Annotated in this window: 17 protein-coding genes and 1 pseudogene; all 18 read left to right on the forward strand. The window is 43.0% G+C overall.

All coding sequences use genetic code 11. From position 1 onward, the window contains the following. The first annotated feature begins 462 nt into the window (after positions 1 to 462). A complete protein-coding gene (locus CVD23_RS06945) occupies positions 463 to 1,188 on the forward strand; it encodes a GntR family transcriptional regulator (RefSeq protein WP_101576711.1) in 726 nt (241 codons plus the stop codon). Positions 1,189 to 1,265: 77 nt separating this feature from the next. Next, entirely contained in the window at positions 1,266 to 2,369 is a 1,104-nt protein-coding gene (locus tag CVD23_RS06950) for a BMP family lipoprotein (RefSeq protein WP_101665579.1), read from the forward strand. 356 nt (positions 2,370 to 2,725) lie between these two features. Continuing rightward, positions 2,726 to 4,261 carry an ABC transporter ATP-binding protein gene (locus tag CVD23_RS06955; RefSeq protein ID WP_101665580.1) on the forward strand — a complete coding sequence of 512 codons (1,536 nt, stop codon included), beginning with the start codon at positions 2,726 to 2,728 and terminating at the stop codon, positions 4,259 to 4,261. A gap of 37 nt (positions 4,262 to 4,298) precedes the next feature. After that, positions 4,299 to 5,345, forward strand: a complete 1,047-nt coding sequence (locus tag CVD23_RS06960) for an ABC transporter permease (RefSeq protein ID WP_101576762.1) — start codon at positions 4,299 to 4,301, stop codon at positions 5,343 to 5,345. Continuing rightward, positions 5,346 to 6,305 (forward strand): ABC transporter permease, encoded by a 960-nt coding sequence (locus CVD23_RS06965; RefSeq protein ID WP_101665581.1) that lies wholly within the window; start codon positions 5,346 to 5,348, stop codon positions 6,303 to 6,305. A 466-nt stretch (positions 6,306 to 6,771) separates the two neighbouring features. After that, positions 6,772 to 7,557 (forward strand): annotated as a pseudogene (locus tag CVD23_RS22355) (GGDEF domain-containing protein). Positions 7,558 to 7,771: 214 nt separating this feature from the next. Further along, complete coding sequence (gene yfmF, locus CVD23_RS06980) at positions 7,772 to 9,064, forward strand: EF-P 5-aminopentanol modification-associated protein YfmF (protein WP_101576722.1); 1,293 nt, start codon at positions 7,772 to 7,774, stop codon at positions 9,062 to 9,064. Next, entirely contained in the window at positions 9,051 to 10,343 is a 1,293-nt protein-coding gene (gene yfmH, locus CVD23_RS06985; RefSeq protein ID WP_101665584.1) for an EF-P 5-aminopentanol modification-associated protein YfmH, read from the forward strand. The genes yfmF and yfmH overlap by 14 nt, the downstream gene beginning before the upstream one ends. A 179-nt stretch (positions 10,344 to 10,522) precedes the next feature. Next, positions 10,523 to 11,245: an elongation factor P 5-aminopentanone reductase gene (ymfI, locus tag CVD23_RS06990; RefSeq protein ID WP_101665585.1), complete on the forward strand. Its 723-nt coding sequence runs from the start codon at positions 10,523 to 10,525 to the stop codon at positions 11,243 to 11,245. Between the two features lie 70 nt (positions 11,246 to 11,315). Continuing rightward, positions 11,316 to 11,579, forward strand: coding sequence for a DUF3243 domain-containing protein (locus tag CVD23_RS06995; protein WP_101576728.1), 264 nt, complete (start codon positions 11,316 to 11,318; stop codon positions 11,577 to 11,579). Positions 11,580 to 11,789: 210 nt separating this feature from the next. After that, complete coding sequence (locus CVD23_RS07000) at positions 11,790 to 12,581, forward strand: DUF3388 domain-containing protein (RefSeq protein WP_101576730.1); 792 nt, start codon at positions 11,790 to 11,792, stop codon at positions 12,579 to 12,581. 19 nt (positions 12,582 to 12,600) lie between these two features. After that, positions 12,601 to 13,533, forward strand: coding sequence for a helix-turn-helix domain-containing protein (locus CVD23_RS07005; protein ID WP_101665615.1), 933 nt, complete (start codon positions 12,601 to 12,603; stop codon positions 13,531 to 13,533). Between the two features lie 96 nt (positions 13,534 to 13,629). Further along, the gene (gene pgsA / locus CVD23_RS07010; RefSeq protein ID WP_101665586.1) at positions 13,630 to 14,208 is read left to right on the forward strand and encodes a CDP-diacylglycerol--glycerol-3-phosphate 3-phosphatidyltransferase; all 579 of its coding nucleotides are present in this window, start codon (positions 13,630 to 13,632) and stop codon (positions 14,206 to 14,208) included. Between the two features lie 26 nt (positions 14,209 to 14,234). Further along, positions 14,235 to 15,485, forward strand: coding sequence for a competence/damage-inducible protein A (locus tag CVD23_RS07015; RefSeq protein ID WP_101576734.1), 1,251 nt, complete (start codon positions 14,235 to 14,237; stop codon positions 15,483 to 15,485). A gap of 252 nt (positions 15,486 to 15,737) precedes the next feature. After that, on the forward strand, positions 15,738 to 16,781 hold the full coding sequence (gene recA, locus CVD23_RS07020; RefSeq protein ID WP_101576736.1) for a recombinase RecA: 1,044 nt from the start codon (positions 15,738 to 15,740) through the stop codon (positions 16,779 to 16,781). Positions 16,782 to 17,112: 331 nt separating this feature from the next. Next, on the forward strand, positions 17,113 to 18,672 hold the full coding sequence (gene rny / locus CVD23_RS07025; RefSeq protein WP_101665587.1) for a ribonuclease Y: 1,560 nt from the start codon (positions 17,113 to 17,115) through the stop codon (positions 18,670 to 18,672). A 114-nt stretch (positions 18,673 to 18,786) separates the two neighbouring features. Then, entirely contained in the window at positions 18,787 to 19,584 is a 798-nt protein-coding gene (locus CVD23_RS07030; protein ID WP_101576740.1) for a TIGR00282 family metallophosphoesterase, read from the forward strand. A 312-nt stretch (positions 19,585 to 19,896) separates the two neighbouring features. Beyond that, positions 19,897 to 20,157, forward strand: a complete 261-nt coding sequence (spoVS, locus tag CVD23_RS07035) for a stage V sporulation protein SpoVS (RefSeq protein WP_029281188.1) — start codon at positions 19,897 to 19,899, stop codon at positions 20,155 to 20,157. Positions 20,158 to 20,229 lie beyond the last annotated feature (72 nt).

Here is a 20,229-nt window from a genome sequence, read left to right on the forward strand (position 1 = left end):
GAACACCCTGAAACCCGAGGACAAGAAGACAATATCTAATTCCTGTTTTCTACTCTACAAAAACAAAATCACGAGATTATTTAAGCTAGAAACTGTTTCCAGCCGTTAGCATGACTCTTGTAAACAGTAAATATGACATACTATTAAAAGCGCTTACAAAAAAGTCAAGAGAACAATCTATGTCAATTTTTTACCGGGATCAGCGGAGAAAAATTATTTGGGGTAAACGAAAGAAAATAATTGACAGGACAAGGATTCTAACTGTTTTTTGCATGAATAGACTAACTGTATAGGGAGCTTTTTTTGCATATATCTTCGACTGTTGTAAACTATAAGCTTTTTTCGACAAAATCCTGAAACTCTATTTATTTATAGGGAAAAAAGTGTTATAGTATTTTCGATTAGTAGGAATGATTGAACATCAGAGGTCTGATGTCTGGAGAAAAGTGGTTGGAGGAGCTCATGTCTATCAAATCAGATAATCGGCATTTGTATTTACAAGTCATCGATCGAATTAAGCAGGATATTGACGAAGGCAAGTATAAAGAAAGAGAGAAGCTGCCTTCAGAGTTTGATCTTGCCAAGCAGCTCGGAGTCAGCAGGGCTACCCTTCGGGAAGCGTTAAGAATTCTAGAAGAGGAAAATGTGATCATCCGCCGTCATGGCGTTGGGACATTTGTGAATGCCAAGCCGCTGTTTACTTCGGGGATCGAGCAGCTTAACAGTGTAACGAATATGATTGAACAAGCAGGCATGACTCCTGGGACGATTTTCCTCGGCTCATCAACGATGAGTCCAACCGAAGAGGATATTCGCCGCTTCTCATGTACCATGGACGAAGAAATTGTCATGAGTGAACGAGTTCGAACCGCTAATGGCGAACCAGTCGTGTATTGCATTGATAAAGTTCCCCAAAGAATCATGCCGGAATCCTTTTCCCATGAGCAAGAATCGCTTCTCAGCATCTTGGAGGAGAAGGCAGGGCGGAAAATTACTTATGCGGTTGCCCAAATCGAACCGATCGGCTATCATGAAAGAATTTCACCGATCCTGGAATGTGACCCGGAAACAGCTTTGCTAGTCTTAAAGCAAATGCATTTCGATGAAACGGACGAACCCATTCTGTATTCGGTCAATTATTTTAAAGCCGATAAGTTCAGTTTTCACGTTCTGAGAAAAAGAATTTAATTTTTTCAGAGATTGTAAACGCTTAGGCGATCCAGACCATTTCTACTATATCTACAACACTTTAGGGGGTACAAACCTTGAAAACGCGTAAATTCGGATTAGCGCTGTCACTTGTGCTTGCTGCTGGAACGATTTTAGGGGCTTGTGGCAATTCAGACGAAAAAGACAATAACGGAGCTGGCGGAGGAGAAAAAGAAGACAAATTCTCTATAGCAATGGTAACGGATGTCGGTGGTGTAGATGACAAATCCTTCAACCAATCTGCATGGGAAGGTCTCCAGAAGTTTGGTAAAGACAATGGCCTTGAAAAAGGAACAGGCTATGATTATTTGCAATCCCAATCTGACGCTGACTATGCGACAAACTTAAATAACCTTGTCCGCAAAGATTACAGTCTCATTTTTGGTATTGGTTTTATGATGATGGAAGCTGTCGATGAGATTGCCAAACAACAAAAAGACGCTCAATTTGCGATTGTGGATGCTGAAGTCAACCAGCCAAATGTCGCAAGCATTTTGTTTAAAGAACAGGAAGCATCATTCCTTGCTGGTGTCACAGCAGGACTTGCGACCAAGACAAAGAAAATCGGTTTTATCGGCGGTGTCGAGGGTGCGGTAATTGAGCGTTTTGAGTCGGGTTTCCGGGCTGGTGTCCAAGCGGTTAATCCTGAAGCAGCAGTTGATGTTAAGTATTCAGGTGCGTTTGACAAAGCTGAGCTTGGCCAAACGATTGCAGCGACAATGTACTCTTCTGGTGCGGATGTGATTTTCCATGCTGCTGGCGGCACTGGTAATGGCCTATTTAAAGAAGCACGCGACCTTAAGAAAAAAGATCCTTCTAATCTAATTTGGGCAATCGGCGTTGACTCTGATCAAACAGCCGAGGGTATAGTAGAAATTGACGGCGAAGAGCACAATGTAATCATTACATCGGCACTTAAGCGTGTTGACAATGCCGTAGTTGATATTTCAAAACAGGCTAAAGAAGGAAACTTCCCTGGCGGAGAAATTACGACTTACGGATTAAGTGAAGACGGCGTCGGCCTTGCTCCAATCAATGAAGAGCTTGCCAATAAAGCAGATATTGAAGCAGCTGTCGAAGAGTGGAAACAAAAAATTGTTAGCGGGGAAATCACGGTTCCAGGAACTCGTGACGAATTAAAAACTTTCTCTGCTAGTTAATGAACAAAAAGGAATAAGTGGTCACGGCTTTTTCGGCCTCTTATTCCTTTTTTTATAATTGGATAAATATCACAATATAATAAGCTAAACCGAAAAACGAATGAAGTTGTCTAATAAACAGGAGTATACCGTAGGAATACATATATCTTAACTTAAATAACTGTTCGTTTTTCAATTAAAGAATGGCTTTATGAAGTTCATTCAATTAATAGAATGTTAATTGAAGCGCAGAACCCATTTCTGCTTTTCACTTAAGATTTTAGGGGGGGCAACCCCGTTTTTTAACTAAAGTAAAAGTCTGACTTCATACTACTAAACTTTAATTTCCTTTATTTAAGAGCAAGGAGTGAAAAATGATGGAATACGTAATTGAAATGCTTAATATCCGCAAGGAGTTTCCCGGGATTGTTGCCAACGATAATATAACCCTTCAACTGCGAAAAGGAGAAATACACGCTTTGCTCGGGGAAAACGGGGCGGGTAAATCGACATTAATGAATGTGCTCTTCGGCCTGTACCAGCCAGAGCAAGGTGAAATCCGTGTTAATGGAAAAGCCGTGAATATTACCAATCCGAACATTGCTAACGATTTAGGAATTGGCATGGTGCATCAGCACTTCATGCTTGTTGATACATTCACAGTCACCGAAAATATTATTCTCGGAAAAGAAACAACATCCCGTGGGAAGATTGATCTTAAAAAAGCCGAACAAGAGGTAAGGGAAATTTCGGAACGCTATGGGCTCGCTGTCGATCCAAAAGCGAAAATTTCCGATATCTCGGTTGGAATGCAGCAAAGGGTAGAAATATTAAAAACTCTTTACCGCGGCGCGGAAATCCTGATTTTTGATGAGCCAACAGCCGTTTTGACGCCGCAGGAAATTAAAGAGCTTATCCAAATTATGAAAACCCTTATTACAGAAGGCAAGTCGATTATCCTGATTACTCATAAACTGAAAGAAATCATGGAAGTATGCGACCGGGTCACGGTTATCCGGAAAGGGGTTGGCATTGGCACCCTCAATGTAAAGGACACGAATCCAAACGAGCTGGCGAGTCTTATGGTTGGCCGTGAAGTCCTTTTTAAAACGGATAAAACTCCTGCCGACCCAAAGCAACCCGTGTTGGAGATTGATCAGCTGTTTGTGAAGGACTCCCGCGGTGTTCCGGCTGTCAAAGGACTTGACCTCGTTGTCCATGCCGGAGAAATCCTCGGAATTGCCGGGGTTGACGGGAATGGCCAGACTGAATTAATCGAAGCAATCACCGGGCTCAGAAAGTCGGAAAGCGGCTCAATTAAACTGAACAATAAAGAAGTCCGCAATCTTTCATCGCGGAAGATAAGTGAGTCCGGAGTTGCCCATATTCCGCAGGACCGCCATAAGCACGGTCTTGTCCTCGATTTTCCGGTTGCTGAGAATATGGTTTTGCAAACTTATTATAAAACCCCATTCTCAAAAAAGGGTATCTTGAATTTCAAAGAGATCTACAAAAAAGCAAGAACACTGATAGCGGAATTTGACGTCAGAACACCAAGTGAATACACACTCGCCCGCTCTTTATCAGGCGGTAACCAGCAAAAAGCGATCATTGGCCGTGAGGTGGATCGCGACCCGGATTTATTGATTGCCGCACAGCCGACACGCGGCCTTGATGTTGGGGCAATCGAGTTTATCCATAAACGGCTTATCGAACAGCGTGATCATGGAAAGGCTGTCCTGCTTCTTTCATTTGAGTTGGATGAAATCATCAATGTCAGCGATCGCATTGCTGTTATTTATGAGGGAAAGATTGTCGCAATAGTCGATCCAAAGAAGACGACAGAACAAGAGCTCGGATTGTTGATGGCCGGTTCGAAACGAAAGGAAGCAGGTGAAGAAAGCCATGTCTAATCGCCTAAAAAATATATTAGTTCAGGTGAAGAAGGCAATATCTAATCGCCTAAAAAATATCTTAATTCCGGTAATAGCCGTACTTCTCGGCATCATTGTCGGAACGATTATTATGGTTATCAGCGGCTATGATGCCGTTGCGGGTTATACCGCGCTGTGGAATGGTGCTTTTGGACAAGCATATTATACCGGTGAAGTGGTTCGCCAGGTCACTCCATATATTTTAGCCGGATTATCGGTAGCATTTGCCTTCAGAACCGGTTTATTCAATATTGGTGTTGAAGGCCAGCTGATTGTCGGCTGGCTTGCAGCTGTTTGGGTTGGCGTGGCCTTAGAGCTTCCGAAAATCATTCATTTGCCGCTTGCGATATTGGCCGCTGCTCTGGCAGGAGCACTATGGGGCTTTATTCCAGGCCTTTTAAAAGCCCGTTTCCGCGTTCACGAAGTTATTGTCACAATTATGATGAACTATATCGCTCTACATGTAACAAACTATATGATTCGGACTGTCCTTTCCGAAAGAAGCGACAGGACAGCAAACATTCATGGATCGGCTACACTTCGATCACCGTTTCTTGAAGGGCTGACCGACTATTCCCGCCTCCACTGGGGAATTATCATCGCTATCATAAGCGTATTCATTATGTGGTTTTTACTAGAAAAAACTTCGAAAGGCTTTGAATTAAGATCTGTTGGCTTCAATCAGCATGCATCACAATATGCGGGTATGAACGTCAACGCCAATATCATCCAGTCAATGGTTATATCCGGTACTTTTGCCGGGCTCGCCGGTGCGATGGAAGGACTCGGAACATTTGGATACGCAGCGATAAAGGGCGGTTTTACAGGTGTCGGCTTTGACGGAATCGCCGTTGCCCTTTTAGGCGCAAACGGCCCGATCGGGATTGTTTTTGCAGCCATCCTGTTTGGCAGCTTAAAGGTTGGTGCCTTGAACATGCCGCTTGAGGCCGGTGTGCCGAACGAACTCGTTGATATTATTATTGCGCTAATCGTTTTCTTTGTTGCCGCAAGTTATATGATTCGTTTATTGATTGAACGATTGAGCAAAAAGGGGGTGAAGTAAGTGGGCTTAATGGATATTTTATTAATTATTATTCCATCTACTTTACTTTGGGCAGCACCACTTATTTTCACTGCATTAGGTGGAAACTTTTCGGAGCGTTCCGGCGTTGTAAACATCGGGTTGGAAGGATTAATGGTGATTGGGGCATTCGCTGCGATCGTTTTTAATTTAACGTTCGTTGACAGTTTAGGAAACTTAACGCCTTGGATTGCCCTGTTAGTGGCAATGGTTGTTGGCGCCTTGCTTTCTGTTCTCCATGCTGTTGCGTCGATTACATTCCGAGCTGATCAGACGGTTTCCGGTGTCGCGATTAACCTGCTAGCAGTAGGGGCGGCCTTGTTTTTAGTCAAGCTCATCTACGGAAAAGGACAGACTGATATTATCCAAAAGGGATTCAGCAAAGTCGATATTCCGCTGCTAAGCGATATTCCGCTGCTTGGAGATCTGTTTTTCTCCAATACGTATTACACATCATATGTTGCGATCGTTTTTGCGTTTATAGCCTGGTATGTGATGTTCAAGACACCGTTCGGCCTCCGTCTTCGTGCCGTCGGGGAACATCCAATGGCGGCGGACACAATGGGAATTAACGTCACAAGAATGCGTTACATTGGCGTCATCATTTCCGGGGGGCTTGCCGGAATTGGCGGTGGTGTATACGCACAGGCAATTTCCTCTGACTTCAGCCATGCAACAATCAGCGGCCAGGGTTTTATGGCTCTTGCAGCATTAATTTTTGGTAAATGGCATCCGCTTGGAGCAATGGGTGCCGCGCTATTCTTTGGATTTGCGCAAAGCTTGAGCATTATCGGATCAAGCTTACCTTTCTTAAAGAATGTTCCAAATGTATATTTGCTTATTACACCATATGTGTTAACGATTCTGGCTCTGGCAGGTTTTATTGGCCGGGCAGAAGCCCCTAAAGCTTCCGGAACACATTATATAAAAGGAAGCAGATAATATACGTTACACCCCTGGTTCTTAAGTGAATCAGGGGTGTTTTTGTATAAAAATGACCAGAGTAAGTTAAGAAAATTGACGAAGATTGTCTAAATATTTATCTTTTTGAAACGCTTTATTGTGCTAAAATGGAATTAGTTGTTAATACTTTAAGAGGGTAATAGATATGGGTTTTTCTCTGTATATGAACGATTATAAAACCGAAAGAATCTTTTCCTATCTAAGATGGATTTTCTTTGCGATGGCAATAACGATATTTTATTTTCCTCCCCTGGCTAAGATTCTCCAATTTGAATCAGGCTCATTTCCGTACCTCGTCGCAGTCGGCGCCACATATATGTTAACAGCACAGATAGCACTATCTAAAATGAGGCCTGATCATAAGTACTTCCCTTTAATTACAAAAATAGGGATCTTGTTTGATTTTATTGCGCTCTTTTGGCTTTTATATTTGACCGGCGGCGTGATGAGCTATCTTTTTCCGATTACTTACCTGTTTGTTATGCATGCGACTATTTATTGGCGTACGAAAGGTTTTTTCATCTCAAGTGCCTCGGCAACTGCCGGTTATTCCGGAATACTATTAATGGAGATGCCTGTACCTCAACAAGTGTGGTTTGTCTTTTTATTAAATACGGCTTTTGTTTGGATTGTCGGACTCTTCGGCGCCATGCTTGTGCTAAGGGAACGAAAGCATATTAAGCAAAAAAACATGTATCAGCAGCTTGTTGTTACCGATTATTTAACAGGACTGTATAATCATCGCCACTTCCAGGAGCATATACGTCATTTGAGGGAAAAGTCGATTCCCTTTTCACTTATAATGGGTGATATTGACCATTTCAAGTCGGTAAATGACCGGTATGGCCATTTAGTGGGAGATGAAGTACTCCGGGAAATCGGCAAAATGATGAATGATTTTGCATTAAAATATGACGGACAAGCATTTCGTTATGGAGGCGAGGAATTCGCTCTTGTACTCCGCAACCAGAAGACAGAACAGCTGCAGCAATTTTTTACATAGTTTTATGAATACTTAAACAAGAAAAAATTCACAAATAATTGTCTGAAAATTACGATGAGTTTTGGCATTGCTGGCAGCAAACAGGCACAGACAAGCGAAGATGTCATATCCGAAGCAGATAAGCTTTTATATATGGCGAAGAGAAATGGTAAAAACCAGGCCCGTTTTGATTGCGGTACTGCCTTCTGCAATTCCAGCCCACTCCCGACAGAAGCCATTTCAAGTTAACAGCCTCCATTAACGGGGGCTTTATTTATTTCATCATAATAATATTATGTAAACACCCCCTTGAAAAAGAAATGAAATGATCTGCCCGGAAGCTAAGTATAATGTAAAAAGTCTAAATTCTGGTACTATAAGAAAGAATAGCCTTCAAATTAAAGGATATGATAGAAAATAACCGCTCGACTGAAAAAAAGTGTTTGGTAAGGGAGGAATTATGATGGCTATAATATCTGAAGCCATGAAGAAAATGAAAGGCTACAAACTGCATATTGTCAAAACGGGAAAATATAAAACGAATACAATCGTTTGGAAAATGAAGGCACCTTTAAATGAGGATGATGCAACTTTTAGAGCAATCCTGCCTTACGTTCTTCAAAGCAGTTCAGACCGCTATCCTTCGACAACCGCTCTCCGTTCATATTTAGATGAACTTTATGGGGCAACCCTTTTTGTCGATCTCGCAAAAAAGGGTGAATATCATATTATCAGCTTCTCTATCGAAGTCGCCAACGAGAAGTTTTTGAGCGACCCGGCCCCATTACTGAAAAAAGCATTTGAGTTTTTCGCAGAAATCCTCCGAAACCCGCATGCAAACGGGCAAGCATTCGATAAGGAGACAGTTGACAAAGAGAAACGGACGTTAAAGCAGCGGATTCAAGCAGTTTACGATGACAAAATGAGATATTCTAACTTCAGGCTTGTTGAGGAAATGTGTAAAGGCGAACCGTACGCTATTCCTGTAAACGGCGAACTTGAAAAAGTCGATGATATTAATGCGAAAAATTTATATGAATATTATGAAAGAGCTTTTTCAGAAGATGAACTTGATCTTTATGTCATCGGCGATATTGTCGAGGATGAAGTAATTGAAATCGCTGATAGCCTCTTGCAATTTAACGAGCGCGAGCCCCAGGTCTCAGCGTCGTACATACCAGAAAAAAAGCCAGAGGTTCATGAAGTAATCGAGGAGCAGGATGTCAAGCAAGGCAAATTGAATATCGGATACCGCACAAACATCACATATGGGGATGCTGATTATTATGCCCTGCAATTGTTCAACGGTATTTTTGGCGGCTTTTCACACTCGAAGCTGTTTATTAATGTCCGCGAAAAAGCGAGTCTTGCCTATTATGCGGCAAGCCGGCTAGAAAGCCACAAAGGATTGCTGATGGTGATGTCGGGAATAGACAGGAAAAATTATCAGCAGGCAGTCACGATTATTAAGGAACAAATGGAAGCAATGAAAAACGGCGATTTTACGGAGCCTGAAATTGAACAGACGAAGGCCGTAACAATCAACCAGATGCTTGAAACGATTGACACAGCCCGGGGCCTTGTCGAGGTGTTCTACCATAGTGTTGTTGCCGGTACCCTTGTGGACCTCGACGAATGGCTCGAAAACACAAGGCAAGTGTCGAAGGAAGATATCGTTGCGGCCGCACAAAAAGTCGATCTTGATACGATCTATTTTTTAACGGGAATGGAGGTTGGAAAAAGTGAAGAAAATTAAATTTGACCAGCTCCAGGAAGAGCTTTTTCATGAAAAGCTTGAGAATGGGCTTAATGTATATATTCTCCCTAAGCCAGGATTTAATAAAACCTATGCTACGTTTACAACGAATTACGGGTCGATCGATAACCATTTTCAGCCTCTTGATAAAGATGAAGTGATCGAGGTTCCGGATGGCATTGCCCACTTTTTGGAGCATAAGCTTTTTGAGAAGGAAGACGGGGATGTGTTCCAGCAATTTAGCCGCCAGGGTGCATCAGCAAACGCGTTTACATCTTTTACACGAACAGCGTATCTGTTTTCGAGTACGTCGAATGTGCAAGAAAACCTCGAAACGTTAATCGATTTTGTCCAGGATCCTTATTTTACTGAGAAAACAGTTGAGAAAGAAAAAGGTATTATCGGCCAGGAAATCACCATGTATGAAGACAATCCCGATTGGCGTTTATACTTTGGCCTTATTGAAAATTTGTACAAAAACCATCCTGTTAAGATTGATATTGCAGGAACAGTTGAATCAATTTCCGAAATTACACAGGATATGCTCTATGAATGCTATAAAACCTTTTATCACCCGAGCAACATGCTGCTGTTTGTAACAGGGCCGGTCGATCCTGAGCGGATCATGAACCAGGTCAAGGAGAATCAGGCTAAAAAGCAGTATGATGACCAGCCGGAAATCAAGCGCCAGCTTGCCGAAGAACCTGCCGAAGCTGCGGTCAAAAAGCAAGTCCTAAAAATGAATGTGCAAACATCGAAATGCTTATTCGGAATCAAAGCTCCGGATCCAAACGAAAGCGGTGCTGAACTGCTGAAAAATGAGTTAACCATCAATGTTATCCTCGATATCTTGTTCAGTAAAAGCTCCGAACGATACAGCGAGCTATACAATGAAGGACTGATTGATGAAACATTTTCCTATGATTATACACAGGAACAGGGCTTTGGCTTTGCGATGGTAGGCGGGGATACGAATGATCCTGAGCGTCTTTCTGAGCGCATTGCGGAAATATTGGCAGAAGGAAAAAGAGGCATCGTCTTTACGGAAGAAAATCTCGGCAGAGCGAAAAAGAAGAAAATCGGCGCTTTTCTTCGTGCGGTAAACTCCCCTGAATATATCGCCAATCAATTTACGCGTTATGCCTTTAACGATATGAATTTATTTGATGTCGTTCCGACGCTTGAGAGTATTTCGTTGGAAGATGTCAAAGCTACTGCAAACCGATTCATCTCTGATGACCGTTTCAGTGTCTGCCAGGTGATTCCGAAAAACAAATAATGAAGTCTGAAAAAAGTACCATTGCGGTACTTTTTTTCATATGATTCATACGAATCCTCCTGGTTTATCAACACAATTTAACTCGTTTTTCGGTTTGGCTTAATACTTTGTGAATTTACTCAATAGATAAAGAATTGTATGATAAAGGGCATATACTGAAATTGTACGGAGTGAAGTGCATGGGAAAATTCATATTAATTACCGGGGCAAGCGGCGGTATCGGGAGCGCGATTGCAAAAAAATTGGCAAAGAACGGTTATTCACTCTATTTGCATTACCATCGCAACAAAGAAGGTATTAAACAGCTGATGAGCGAACTGAATGAACTTGAAGGGGAGTATATTCCGATTCAAGCTGACCTTTCATCTCCGTCCGGCTATAAAAAAATTGCTTCTTCGGTCTTTTCACTTGATGCAATTATTCATAATAGCGGCAACAGCCATTCTGGCATGCTGATTGATCTTGATGAACAATCCGCCGAGGAACTGGTCCGCATTCACGTAACATCGCCGCTTTTGCTTACAAAGGAACTGCTTCCGAAGCTGCACAGTAAAAAGGGCGGCAACATCATCGTCATTTCTTCGATATGGGGGCAAACCGGCTCAGCATTTGAAGTTGCTTACTCTGCTGTGAAAGGGGCACAGATCAGCTTTGTAAAAGCATTGAGCAAGGAACTGGCCCGGACTGGGATCAGAGTCAACGGGATCGCGCCGGGCGCGATCGATACGAGGATGCTTGACAGCCTCACTGAAGTAGAAATTGATGAACTGGCAAATGAAATTCCAATCGGCCGACTCGGAAATCCAGAGGAGGTCGCGAATTCAGTTGCTTTCTTTCTGTCAGATCAAGCCACTTACATAACCGGCCAAATACTAGGTGTCAACGGCGGTTGGTATACTTAAAAATTTCATGCATATTTTCATCCTTGTAAATCCAAAATAACCATGTATTTATGAAAAGGAGGATGAAAAAATGTCTATATTAGAAAGCTGGGACCAATGGAAAAGTTTTTTAGGTAATCGCCTCCAACATGCCCAAAATGAGGGGATGAACGATGAAACGATCAGTAACCTTGCCTATGAAATTGGTGGTTACCTTTCTGAGAACGTTGACCCTAAAAATGAGCAGGAAAGAGTTCTTGCTGATCTTTGGTCGGTTGCAAGTCGTGAAGAACAGCATGCGATTGCCAGTATGATGACCAAGCTCGTTCAAAATAACGGATCTGGACAACAATAATTGATGAAACAGCCCTTGCCTTAACCGGCAAGGGCTGTTTTCTTTTAACAATACTTCGGAGCTTGGCCAGTCCCGAAAGCATTCATTTTGCCTGTTAAGGAAAAGTTATGCTTGTTTTTCCTTTCATCTTCTGGAAAAATAATTTATGATAGAATCGGGATAAAAATTTTGCAGGAATTTGTCAAATGGTTTATCGTGTGGGAGGTTTTTATGGATAAAACCGAATGGTATTTAGAATATGAAATACAAAAAAACCGTCCTGGTTTGCTTGGCGACATCTCGTCTTTGCTCGGTATGCTCTCAATCAATATTGTCACGATTAATGGCGTAGATGAAGGCAGGCGCGGATTACTGATTCTTGCAAAGGACCATGAACAAATTGTGCGGCTTGAGTCTATTTTAAATACGATGGATACAATAAAAGTAATTAAGCTTAGGGAACCAAAGCTCCGGGATCGCCTGGCTGTCCGGCATGGCCGATACATCCAGCGTGATGCCGATGATAAAAAAACATTCCGCTTTATCAGGAATGAACTTGGCATTCTTGTTGATTTTATGGCAGAATTGTTTAAGCAGGATGGTCATAAGCTGATCGGCATCCGGGGAATGCCACGTGTCGGCAAAACGGAATCAATCGTGGCTTCCAGTGTGTGTGCCAATAAACGATGGCTGTTTGTTTCCTCGACTTTGCTGAAGCAAACGATTCGTAATCAACTGATTGAAGATGAGTATAACGAAAACAATTTATTTATTATTGATGGCATAGTCTCGACGAGAAGAGCAAATGAACGGCATTGGCAGCTTGTCAGGGAAATCATGCGCCTCAACGCTGTAAAAGTAGTTGAGCACCCGGACGTGTTTGTGCAGAATTCTGAATATACTCTTGAAGATTTTGATTATATTATTGAATTGCGCAATGATCCTGATGAAGAGATCACATACGAACTTGAACATAAAAACAGCATGTTCTCTGATTCTGAATTTGGTGGCTTTGATTTTTAAACGTATGGAAGGTGTTATTGTGACTGAACTAGGCAATAGATTAAAAGAAGCACGTGAAGCAAAAGGCATGAGCCTTGACGAGCTGCAAACGGCGACTAAAATTCAAAAACGATATTTAAAAGGCATTGAAGAAGGAAATTACGAAATGATGCCTGGCCAATTTTACGTACGAGCTTTTATCAGGCAGTATGCAGAAGCAGTCGGCATTGAACCGGAAGAGCTCTATGAGCAATATAAAAACGATATTCCTGCAGCACATAATGAAGATATTACAGAAAAAATTTCAAGGGTGCAAACGCGGAAAAACATTTCAGACAATAGCTCAAAGATTCTTGATTTGCTGCCAAAAATATTGATAGGCATTTTTGTGATTGGGGCAATTGTCCTTATCTGGTACCTTGTCCTCGAAAACAAGGATCAAGGAGCAGATGAACCTGTTAATGAAGAGGATACGACGATTAATTATGAGCAGCCGGATAGCGTCGATAAAGAGTCAGAGAAAAATAAAGATAATGAAAAAAATGAAAACACAGAGGATAAGCAGAAAGAAGAGGATTCAGACAAAGCTGACGACTCCGCAAGCAATGGAGAAGGTCAAGTGGAGGAAGCTCCTGCCCAGCAAATCTCTGTTGTTGAAGCCAGTGGAAGAAATACCACTTACCAGTTAACAAACGCCAAAACATTCAATTTGAGAGTGGCGGCGACCGGTGCGAATACGTGGGTCAACATCACAAACGGCAAAGGGCATTCTTTCTATCAAGGGACACTTTCTCCAACAGGGACGAACAGCCAAACAGTTGATCTGTCACAAGAAACGGAAGCAGTGATCGTGATTGGAAATTCGGCGAATACTGAAATCTTCGTGAATGATCAAAAGGTAGAGTTTGCTGTCTCGCCATCAGAATCGGTACGCCAGGATATTACAATTCGAAAAGTACCGGCAAACGAATAGTCATCTGCAAGATGGCTATTTTCCTTTACATATTGTTTTAATTCCCGGGTTGAATGAGCCCTGGGCGCTTTTTAGATACTATTTTGGAGGTATATCATGAATCTGCCTAATAAAATTACCATTTCAAGAATATTGCTTATTCCAGTATTTCTTATTGTGATGCTGGCACCCTTTGATTGGGGGAACATGTCCTTTATCGGAGCAGAACTACCTGTAACCCATTTTATCGGTGCGATAATTTTTATCATTGCTTCCACAACCGATTGGATCGACGGCTACTATGCCCGAAAATACGACCTTGTTACCAATTTGGGCAAGTTCCTTGATCCGCTCGCCGATAAATTGCTCGTTTCGGCTGCTTTAATCGTGCTCGTCGATCTGGAGCTTGCAGCCTCCTGGATTGTCATCGTGATTATCAGCCGTGAATTTGCGGTTACCGGCCTGAGGCTTGTCCTTGCTGGAGAAGGAGAGGTAGTAGCTGCCAACATGCTGGGAAAAATCAAAACATGGACGCAAATTATTGCGATTTCAGCCCTGCTTCTCCACAATGCGATATTTGAACTTGTCTCGATACCGTTTGACCAATTGGCCCTGTGGGTCGCCATGTTTTTTACGATTTGGTCCGGATGGGATTATTTCGCCAAAAACAAGCGTGCTTTTCTTAATTCAAAATAATCGGGGCGCTTTAGGAGGGCAGATTGATGAATGCAGAAATTATTGCAGTCGGATCCGAACTGCTGCTTGGTCAAATTGTCAATACAAATGCGCGCTTTATCTCAAGGCAGCTCGCCGACATGGGCATCAATGTTTTTTACCATACCGTTGTCGGGGATAATCCAGCCCGTCTTGAAGCTGTTATCAAGATAGCTGAAAGCCGTTCGCAATTAATTATTTTTACGGGCGGTCTCGGCCCGACGAAAGACGATTTAACAAAGGAAACGATTGCCAGACATTTACAGAAAAACCTCGTTACCGATGAGGAAGCCCTCCGTTCGATCGAGCAATATTTTGAACGCACAAATCGAGTGATGACGGATAATAACCGAAAGCAGGCTCTTATTCTTGAAGACTCTCAAGTGTTGAAAAATGATCACGGAATGGCACCTGGCATGGTTCTTTCAACGAAAAATCATACGTATATGCTGCTGCCGGGCCCCCCGAAGGAAATGGAACCGATGTTTCTGAAATACGGGAATGCGGTTTTGCTTGGCAAAGCGGCTTCACAAAAAGTAATTGCTTCAAGGGTATTGCGTTTTTTCGGAATTGGCGAATCGCTTCTTGAAACAGAACTTGAAGACTTAATCGAAGCGCAGACGAACCCGACGATTGCTCCCCTTGCCTCCGACGGGGAATGCAGCATCAGGCTGACAGCAAGTGCTGCCTCTTTTGATGTTGCCCAATTGCTATTGGATGAAATGGAGGAAAAAGTGCTCGCCCGTGCCGGAGAATTTTTTTATGGTTATGATGAGACATCGCTTATGAAGGAATTGACGAAAACTTTGAAGGACAAGGGCTTAACAATTGCCTGCGCCGAGAGCTTAACAGGAGGGATGTTCCAGCAGGAGCTTACCTCTTATCCGGGAGCCGGGGCTATCTTAAAGGGCGGTGTTGTTTGTTATACGAACACGGCCAAAACGGATGTGCTTCAAGTCAGCAAGGAAACGATTGACAAGCACGGCGCGGTTAGCCGGGCCTGTGCCGGGGAACTGGCCGAAAATGCAGCAAACATTTTCGAATCTGACCTCGGAATCAGCTTTACTGGAGTGGCAGGTCCTGATGAGTCCGAAGGAAAACCGGTCGGAACGGTCTATATTGGCATTTCTGTCAAAGGAACACCGGCAGTTGTTGAAAAAATGCAATTTGGCGGCGGCAGAGAAGCAAATCGCATTCGCGCTGTCAAATATGGCTGCCACTTGCTATTAAAGCTTCTCGCTAATTCACAGAGTGCTTAACAAAGCGCTCTGCTTTTTAATTTCAGAATATGAGTAAAAAAGTTTATTTTTTACGCTTTATTAACTCGAAAATAGGGAAGTTTCTTGATATAACGACTATTTCTTGATATCTTTAGTGATAGAAAAAAACCGAATAAACGTTCGATTTTTTTCTAGACAAAACATAAAAAAACATTTATAGTTAGAGATAGGTTCTGTGAGATGAGACAGAAAACGAATCCGATTCGTTAACAATAAAGGAGGAAATACTTAGTGAGTGACCGTAAAGCTGCCTTAGAAATGGCGTTAAAACAAATAGAGAAGCAATTCGGTAAGGGTTCTATTATGAAGCTTGGAGAGCAGACAGATCGTAGGATTTCGACTATCCCGAGTGGCTCCCTTGCCCTCGATGTTGCTCTTGGAGTAGGTGGATATCCGCGCGGAAGGATTATTGAAATTTATGGACCTGAAAGTTCAGGTAAAACCACAGTTGCCCTGCATGCGATTGCCGAAGTCCAGGCAAACGGCGGACAAGCTGCATTTATCGATGCCGAACATGCGCTTGACCCGGTTTATGCCCAGAAGCTTGGTGTGAACATCGATGAACTGCTGCTTTCCCAGCCCGATACAGGCGAGCAGGCGCTCGAAATTGCGGAAGCTCTTGTCAGGAGCGGCGCGATTGAAATTTTAGTTATTGACTCGGTTGCAGCACTTGTGCCAAAGGCCGAGATTGAAGGCGAAATGGGTGACAGCCACGTTGGTTTGCAGGCCCGCTTAATGTCTCAGGCTTTGCGTAAATTGTCAGGTGCCATTAACAAATCAAAAACGATTGCCGTTTTCATTAACCAGATCCGTGAAAAAGTCGGAGTTATGTTTGGAAATCCGGAAACGACTCCAGGCGGACGCGCATTAAAATTCTATTCAACAGTGCGCCTTGAAGTCCGACGTGCGGAGGCTTTAAAGCAAGGAACGGATATGGTCGGAAATAAAACAAAAATTAAGGTTGTAAAAAATAAGGTAGCCCCGCCATTCCGTACAGCTGAAGTGGACATTATGTACGGCGAAGGAATTTCCAGAGACGGCGAAATTATTGATTTGGGCTCAGAGCTGGACATTGTCCAAAAAAGCGGTTCATGGTATTCGTATAATGAAGAGCGTTTAGGGCAGGGCCGTGAAAATGCGAAACTGTTTTTAAAAGAAAACAAAGAGCTGCGCCTTGAAATCCAGCAAAAAATTCGCGACCATTACGGTCTTGACGACGAAAAAACGGTTATTGACTCTGGAGAAGAGCCGGAACAATTCGAGCTTGTAGACTAAAAAACAAAGCCTCAGGGCTTTGTTTTTTTTGATTTTGTATACACTCCGGGATTGAAATATAAAAGTCCGCAGCAACCGGTATATGAATGTTATTGCTTGAATATGTGAATTTATCGCTTGGATGATATGGCTTTTTGCTTATAGACAAAAAAAGGCGCAGGGACTGGCCCTTGACAATAAAATTTTACAGCTATACAATTAAGCATGTATATTTTACACATTTTTTAGTATTAACACGTTTAAAAGTCCTAGAGCTGTATGTTGATAAACAATGTACATGCCGACAGTTAAAAAAACGTAACAAAAGTTCATAGCAAGAGGAGGTGAAATGATGGAACCCATTACGATCATCTCCATTTTGCTTGGCCTATTCGTCGGTGCAGTTGTTGGCTATTTTATTCGTAAATCCTTTGCGGAAGCGAAGATAGCTGGAGCAAAAAACGCAGCGGAGCAGATTTTAGAAGATGCAAAGCGTGATGCAGAAGCCTCAAAGAAAGAAGCCTTGCTTGAGGCAAAGGATGAAATCCACAAGCTTCGTACTGAAGCTGAACGTGAGGTTCGTGAACGAAGAAATGAACTGCAAAAACAAGAAAACCGTTTACTGCAAAGAGAGGAGAATCTTGATCGCAAAGATGAGTCGTTGAATAAACGAGAAAATCTTTTAGAGAGAAAAGATGATTCCCTTAACCAAAGACAACAGCATATTGAAGAGATGGAAAGCAAAGTGGACGAGATGGTACGAGCACAGCAGGTTGAACTGGAACGCATCTCGAGCTTGACGCGTGAAGAAGCGAAAGCAATCATTTTGGATCGTATCGAACAGGAAGTGTCCCACGATATCGCAATCATGGTGAAGGAGAGCGAAAATCGTGCAAAAGAGGAAGCAGACAAGAGAGCGAAAGAGATCTTGTCACTTGCTATCCAAAGATGTGCAGCAGACCATGTTGCGGAGACAACTGTATCGGTTGTGAACTTGCCGAATGATGAAATGAAAGGCCGAATTATCGGTCGGGAAGGCCGTAATATACGGACTCTCGAAACACTGACAGGAATCGACTTGATTATTGATGATACTCCTGAAGCAGTCATTTTATCCGGCTTTGATCCGATTCGACGTGAAACAGCTCGCTTGGCGCTGGACAAGCTTGTGCAAGACGGAAGGATTCATCCGGCACGCATCGAGGAAATGGTTGATAAAGCTCGACGCGAGGTGGATGAGCATATCCGTGAGATAGGTGAACAAACTACATTTGAAGTGGGTGTTCACGGGCTCCATCCTGATTTAATCAAAATTCTTGGCCGCTTAAAATTCCGAACGAGTTATGGCCAAAATGTATTAAAGCACTCAGTGGAGGTTGCCCACCTTTCCGGGCTGCTCGCAGCTGAACTTGGGGAAGACACGACCCTGGCCCGCCGCGCGGGACTTCTGCACGATATCGGTAAAGCGATTGACCATGAAGTTGAAGGAAGCCATGTTGAAATCGGGATTGAACTTGCTACGAAGTACAAGGAACATCCGGTCGTTATCAACAGTATTGCTTCTCACCACGGGGATACGGAACCAACATCGATTATTGCGGTGCTTGTGGCAGCAGCAGATGCTCTATCAGCGGCAAGACCGGGAGCTCGCAGTGAAACACTTGAAAACTACATTCGCCGTCTTGAAAAGCTTGAAGAGATTTCAGAATCGTATGACGGTGTTGAAAAATCATTTGCAATTCAAGCAGGCCGTGAAGTTCGAATTATGGTAAAACCAGAACAAATTGATGACCTTGAAGCTCATCGCCTGGCACGGGATATTCGGAAAAGAATCGAAGAAGAACTCGATTATCCGGGCCATATAAAAGTAACAGTAATACGCGAAACAAGAGCGGTAGAATATGCAAAATAAAGCGGTGCTTCAGCACCGCTTTTTTTTGTATCCAGCTGCTCCATGAATAGAACCAAGTGGGATTGTGGTAAGATCTACATAAGCAAAAAAACACGTAAAGGAAAGGGCACTAACATGAGAATACTGTTTATAGGGGATGTCGTTGGCTCACCCGGGAGGGACATGGTCAGCAGCTATTTATCTCGATTAAAAGAGAAATTCCGTCCGACGATTACGATTATCAACGGAGAGAATGCCGCAGGCGGGAAGGGAATAACTGACAAAATTTACCGACGCTTCCTTGAGGAAGGGGCTCAGGCTATTACGCTTGGCAATCATGCCTGGGACAACCGGGAAATTTATGAATTTATTGATGACGCAAAAAATATGGTGCGTCCTGCCAACCTTCCAGATGGAACACCAGGGAAGGGAATCGTCTATTTAAAAGTGAATCAGGATGAAGTGGCGGTGATCAACCTGCAGGGGCGGGCTTTCATGACACCGATTGATTGCCCGTTTAAAAAAGCAGATCAGCTTATTGAAGAAGCGCGAAAGCGAACGTCGATTATTTTTGTTGATTTCCATGCGGAAGCAACGAGTGAGAAGCAGGCGATGGGGTGGTATTTGGACGGGAGGGTGTCAGCGGTGGTCGGTACCCATACACATGTTCAAACGGCAGATGAGCGCATCCTGCCCGCTGGAACAGCGTTTTTGACAGATGTTGGCATGACCGGCCCCTATGATGGTATTCTCGGTGTCGAAAGAGACGCCGTACTGAAAAGATTCTTGACAGCCTTGCCGGTCCGCTTTGAAGTGACGAAGGAAGGGCGGACGCAACTGAGTGCGGTAATAATTGACATTGATAAACAGGATGGAAAAGCAAAAAAAATTCAAACCATCTTAGTGAATGATGATCACCCATTTTTCTCATAAAGAAACAATTTCTTCTGCTCCTTGAAAAACGATCCCAGGAAGCTTCATAAGCAATCCTTTTTTTGTCCAAGCCGGAATATGTCTTTTAAGTGCTGAATATAGTAGCAATGGAAAGATTTATCCGTTCTCGCAGACTGGACAGTTTTTAGTTCACGGGCTTGAGGAAGGCTTGGGAATGGATTGGTTTACCCGAATTTGTCAGCAGCAGGCACACAAACAGAGCTTGACCAGTTGGTGGATGATTTCACGTACAACCTGATTTGTTCAATTTTTGAACATACGGGATCGGGATTAAACAAGGAGGAGCTAGGAATGGAAATATTAAAAGTTTCAGCAAAATCTAATCCTAATTCTGTAGCTGGTGCACTTGCCGGTGTTCTGCGCGAAAGAGGTGCTGCGGAAATCCAGGCAATAGGTGCAGGTGCATTGAATCAAGCCGTTAAGGCAGTAGCGATTGCAAGAGGATTTGTCGCACCTAGCGGAGTCGATTTAATTTGCATCCCGGCATTTACAGATATCCTAATCGATGGAGAAGAGAGGACTGCCATTAAGTTAATTATCGAACCAAGATAAAAAGTTTCTCTAAAGGGGAAACCACAGGAACTTGGCAGTTCTTTCCGGTCGAATTTGTAGACAAAAAATCCT

The sequence above is a fragment of the Bacillus sp. V33-4 genome, from assembly GCF_002860225.1.
In the GTDB taxonomy this organism is placed as follows: domain Bacteria; phylum Bacillota; class Bacilli; order Bacillales; family Cytobacillaceae; genus Bacillus_BJ; species Bacillus_BJ canaveralius.

Bases quoted from the DNA above. Each gene is read 5' to 3' on its own strand.
- rny (WP_101665587.1), top strand. From the start codon at position 17,113: ATGGAACCCATTACGATCATCTCCATTTTGCTTGGCCTATTCGTCGGT.
- CVD23_RS06995 (WP_101576728.1), top strand. From the start codon at position 11,316: ATGTCTATATTAGAAAGCTGGGACCAATGGAAAAGTTTTTTAGGTAAT.
- CVD23_RS07000 (WP_101576730.1), top strand. From the start codon at position 11,790: ATGGATAAAACCGAATGGTATTTAGAATATGAAATACAAAAAAACCGT.
- yfmF (WP_101576722.1), top strand. From the start codon at position 7,772: ATGGCTATAATATCTGAAGCCATGAAGAAAATGAAAGGCTACAAACTG.
- CVD23_RS07015 (WP_101576734.1), top strand. From the start codon at position 14,235: ATGAATGCAGAAATTATTGCAGTCGGATCCGAACTGCTGCTTGGTCAA.
- CVD23_RS06955 (WP_101665580.1), top strand. From the start codon at position 2,726: ATGGAATACGTAATTGAAATGCTTAATATCCGCAAGGAGTTTCCCGGG.
- spoVS (WP_029281188.1), top strand. From the start codon at position 19,897: ATGGAAATATTAAAAGTTTCAGCAAAATCTAATCCTAATTCTGTAGCT.
- CVD23_RS07030 (WP_101576740.1), top strand. From the start codon at position 18,787: ATGAGAATACTGTTTATAGGGGATGTCGTTGGCTCACCCGGGAGGGAC.
- ymfI (WP_101665585.1), top strand. From the start codon at position 10,523: ATGGGAAAATTCATATTAATTACCGGGGCAAGCGGCGGTATCGGGAGC.
- CVD23_RS06945 (WP_101576711.1), top strand. From the start codon at position 463: ATGTCTATCAAATCAGATAATCGGCATTTGTATTTACAAGTCATCGAT.
- pgsA (WP_101665586.1), top strand. From the start codon at position 13,630: ATGAATCTGCCTAATAAAATTACCATTTCAAGAATATTGCTTATTCCA.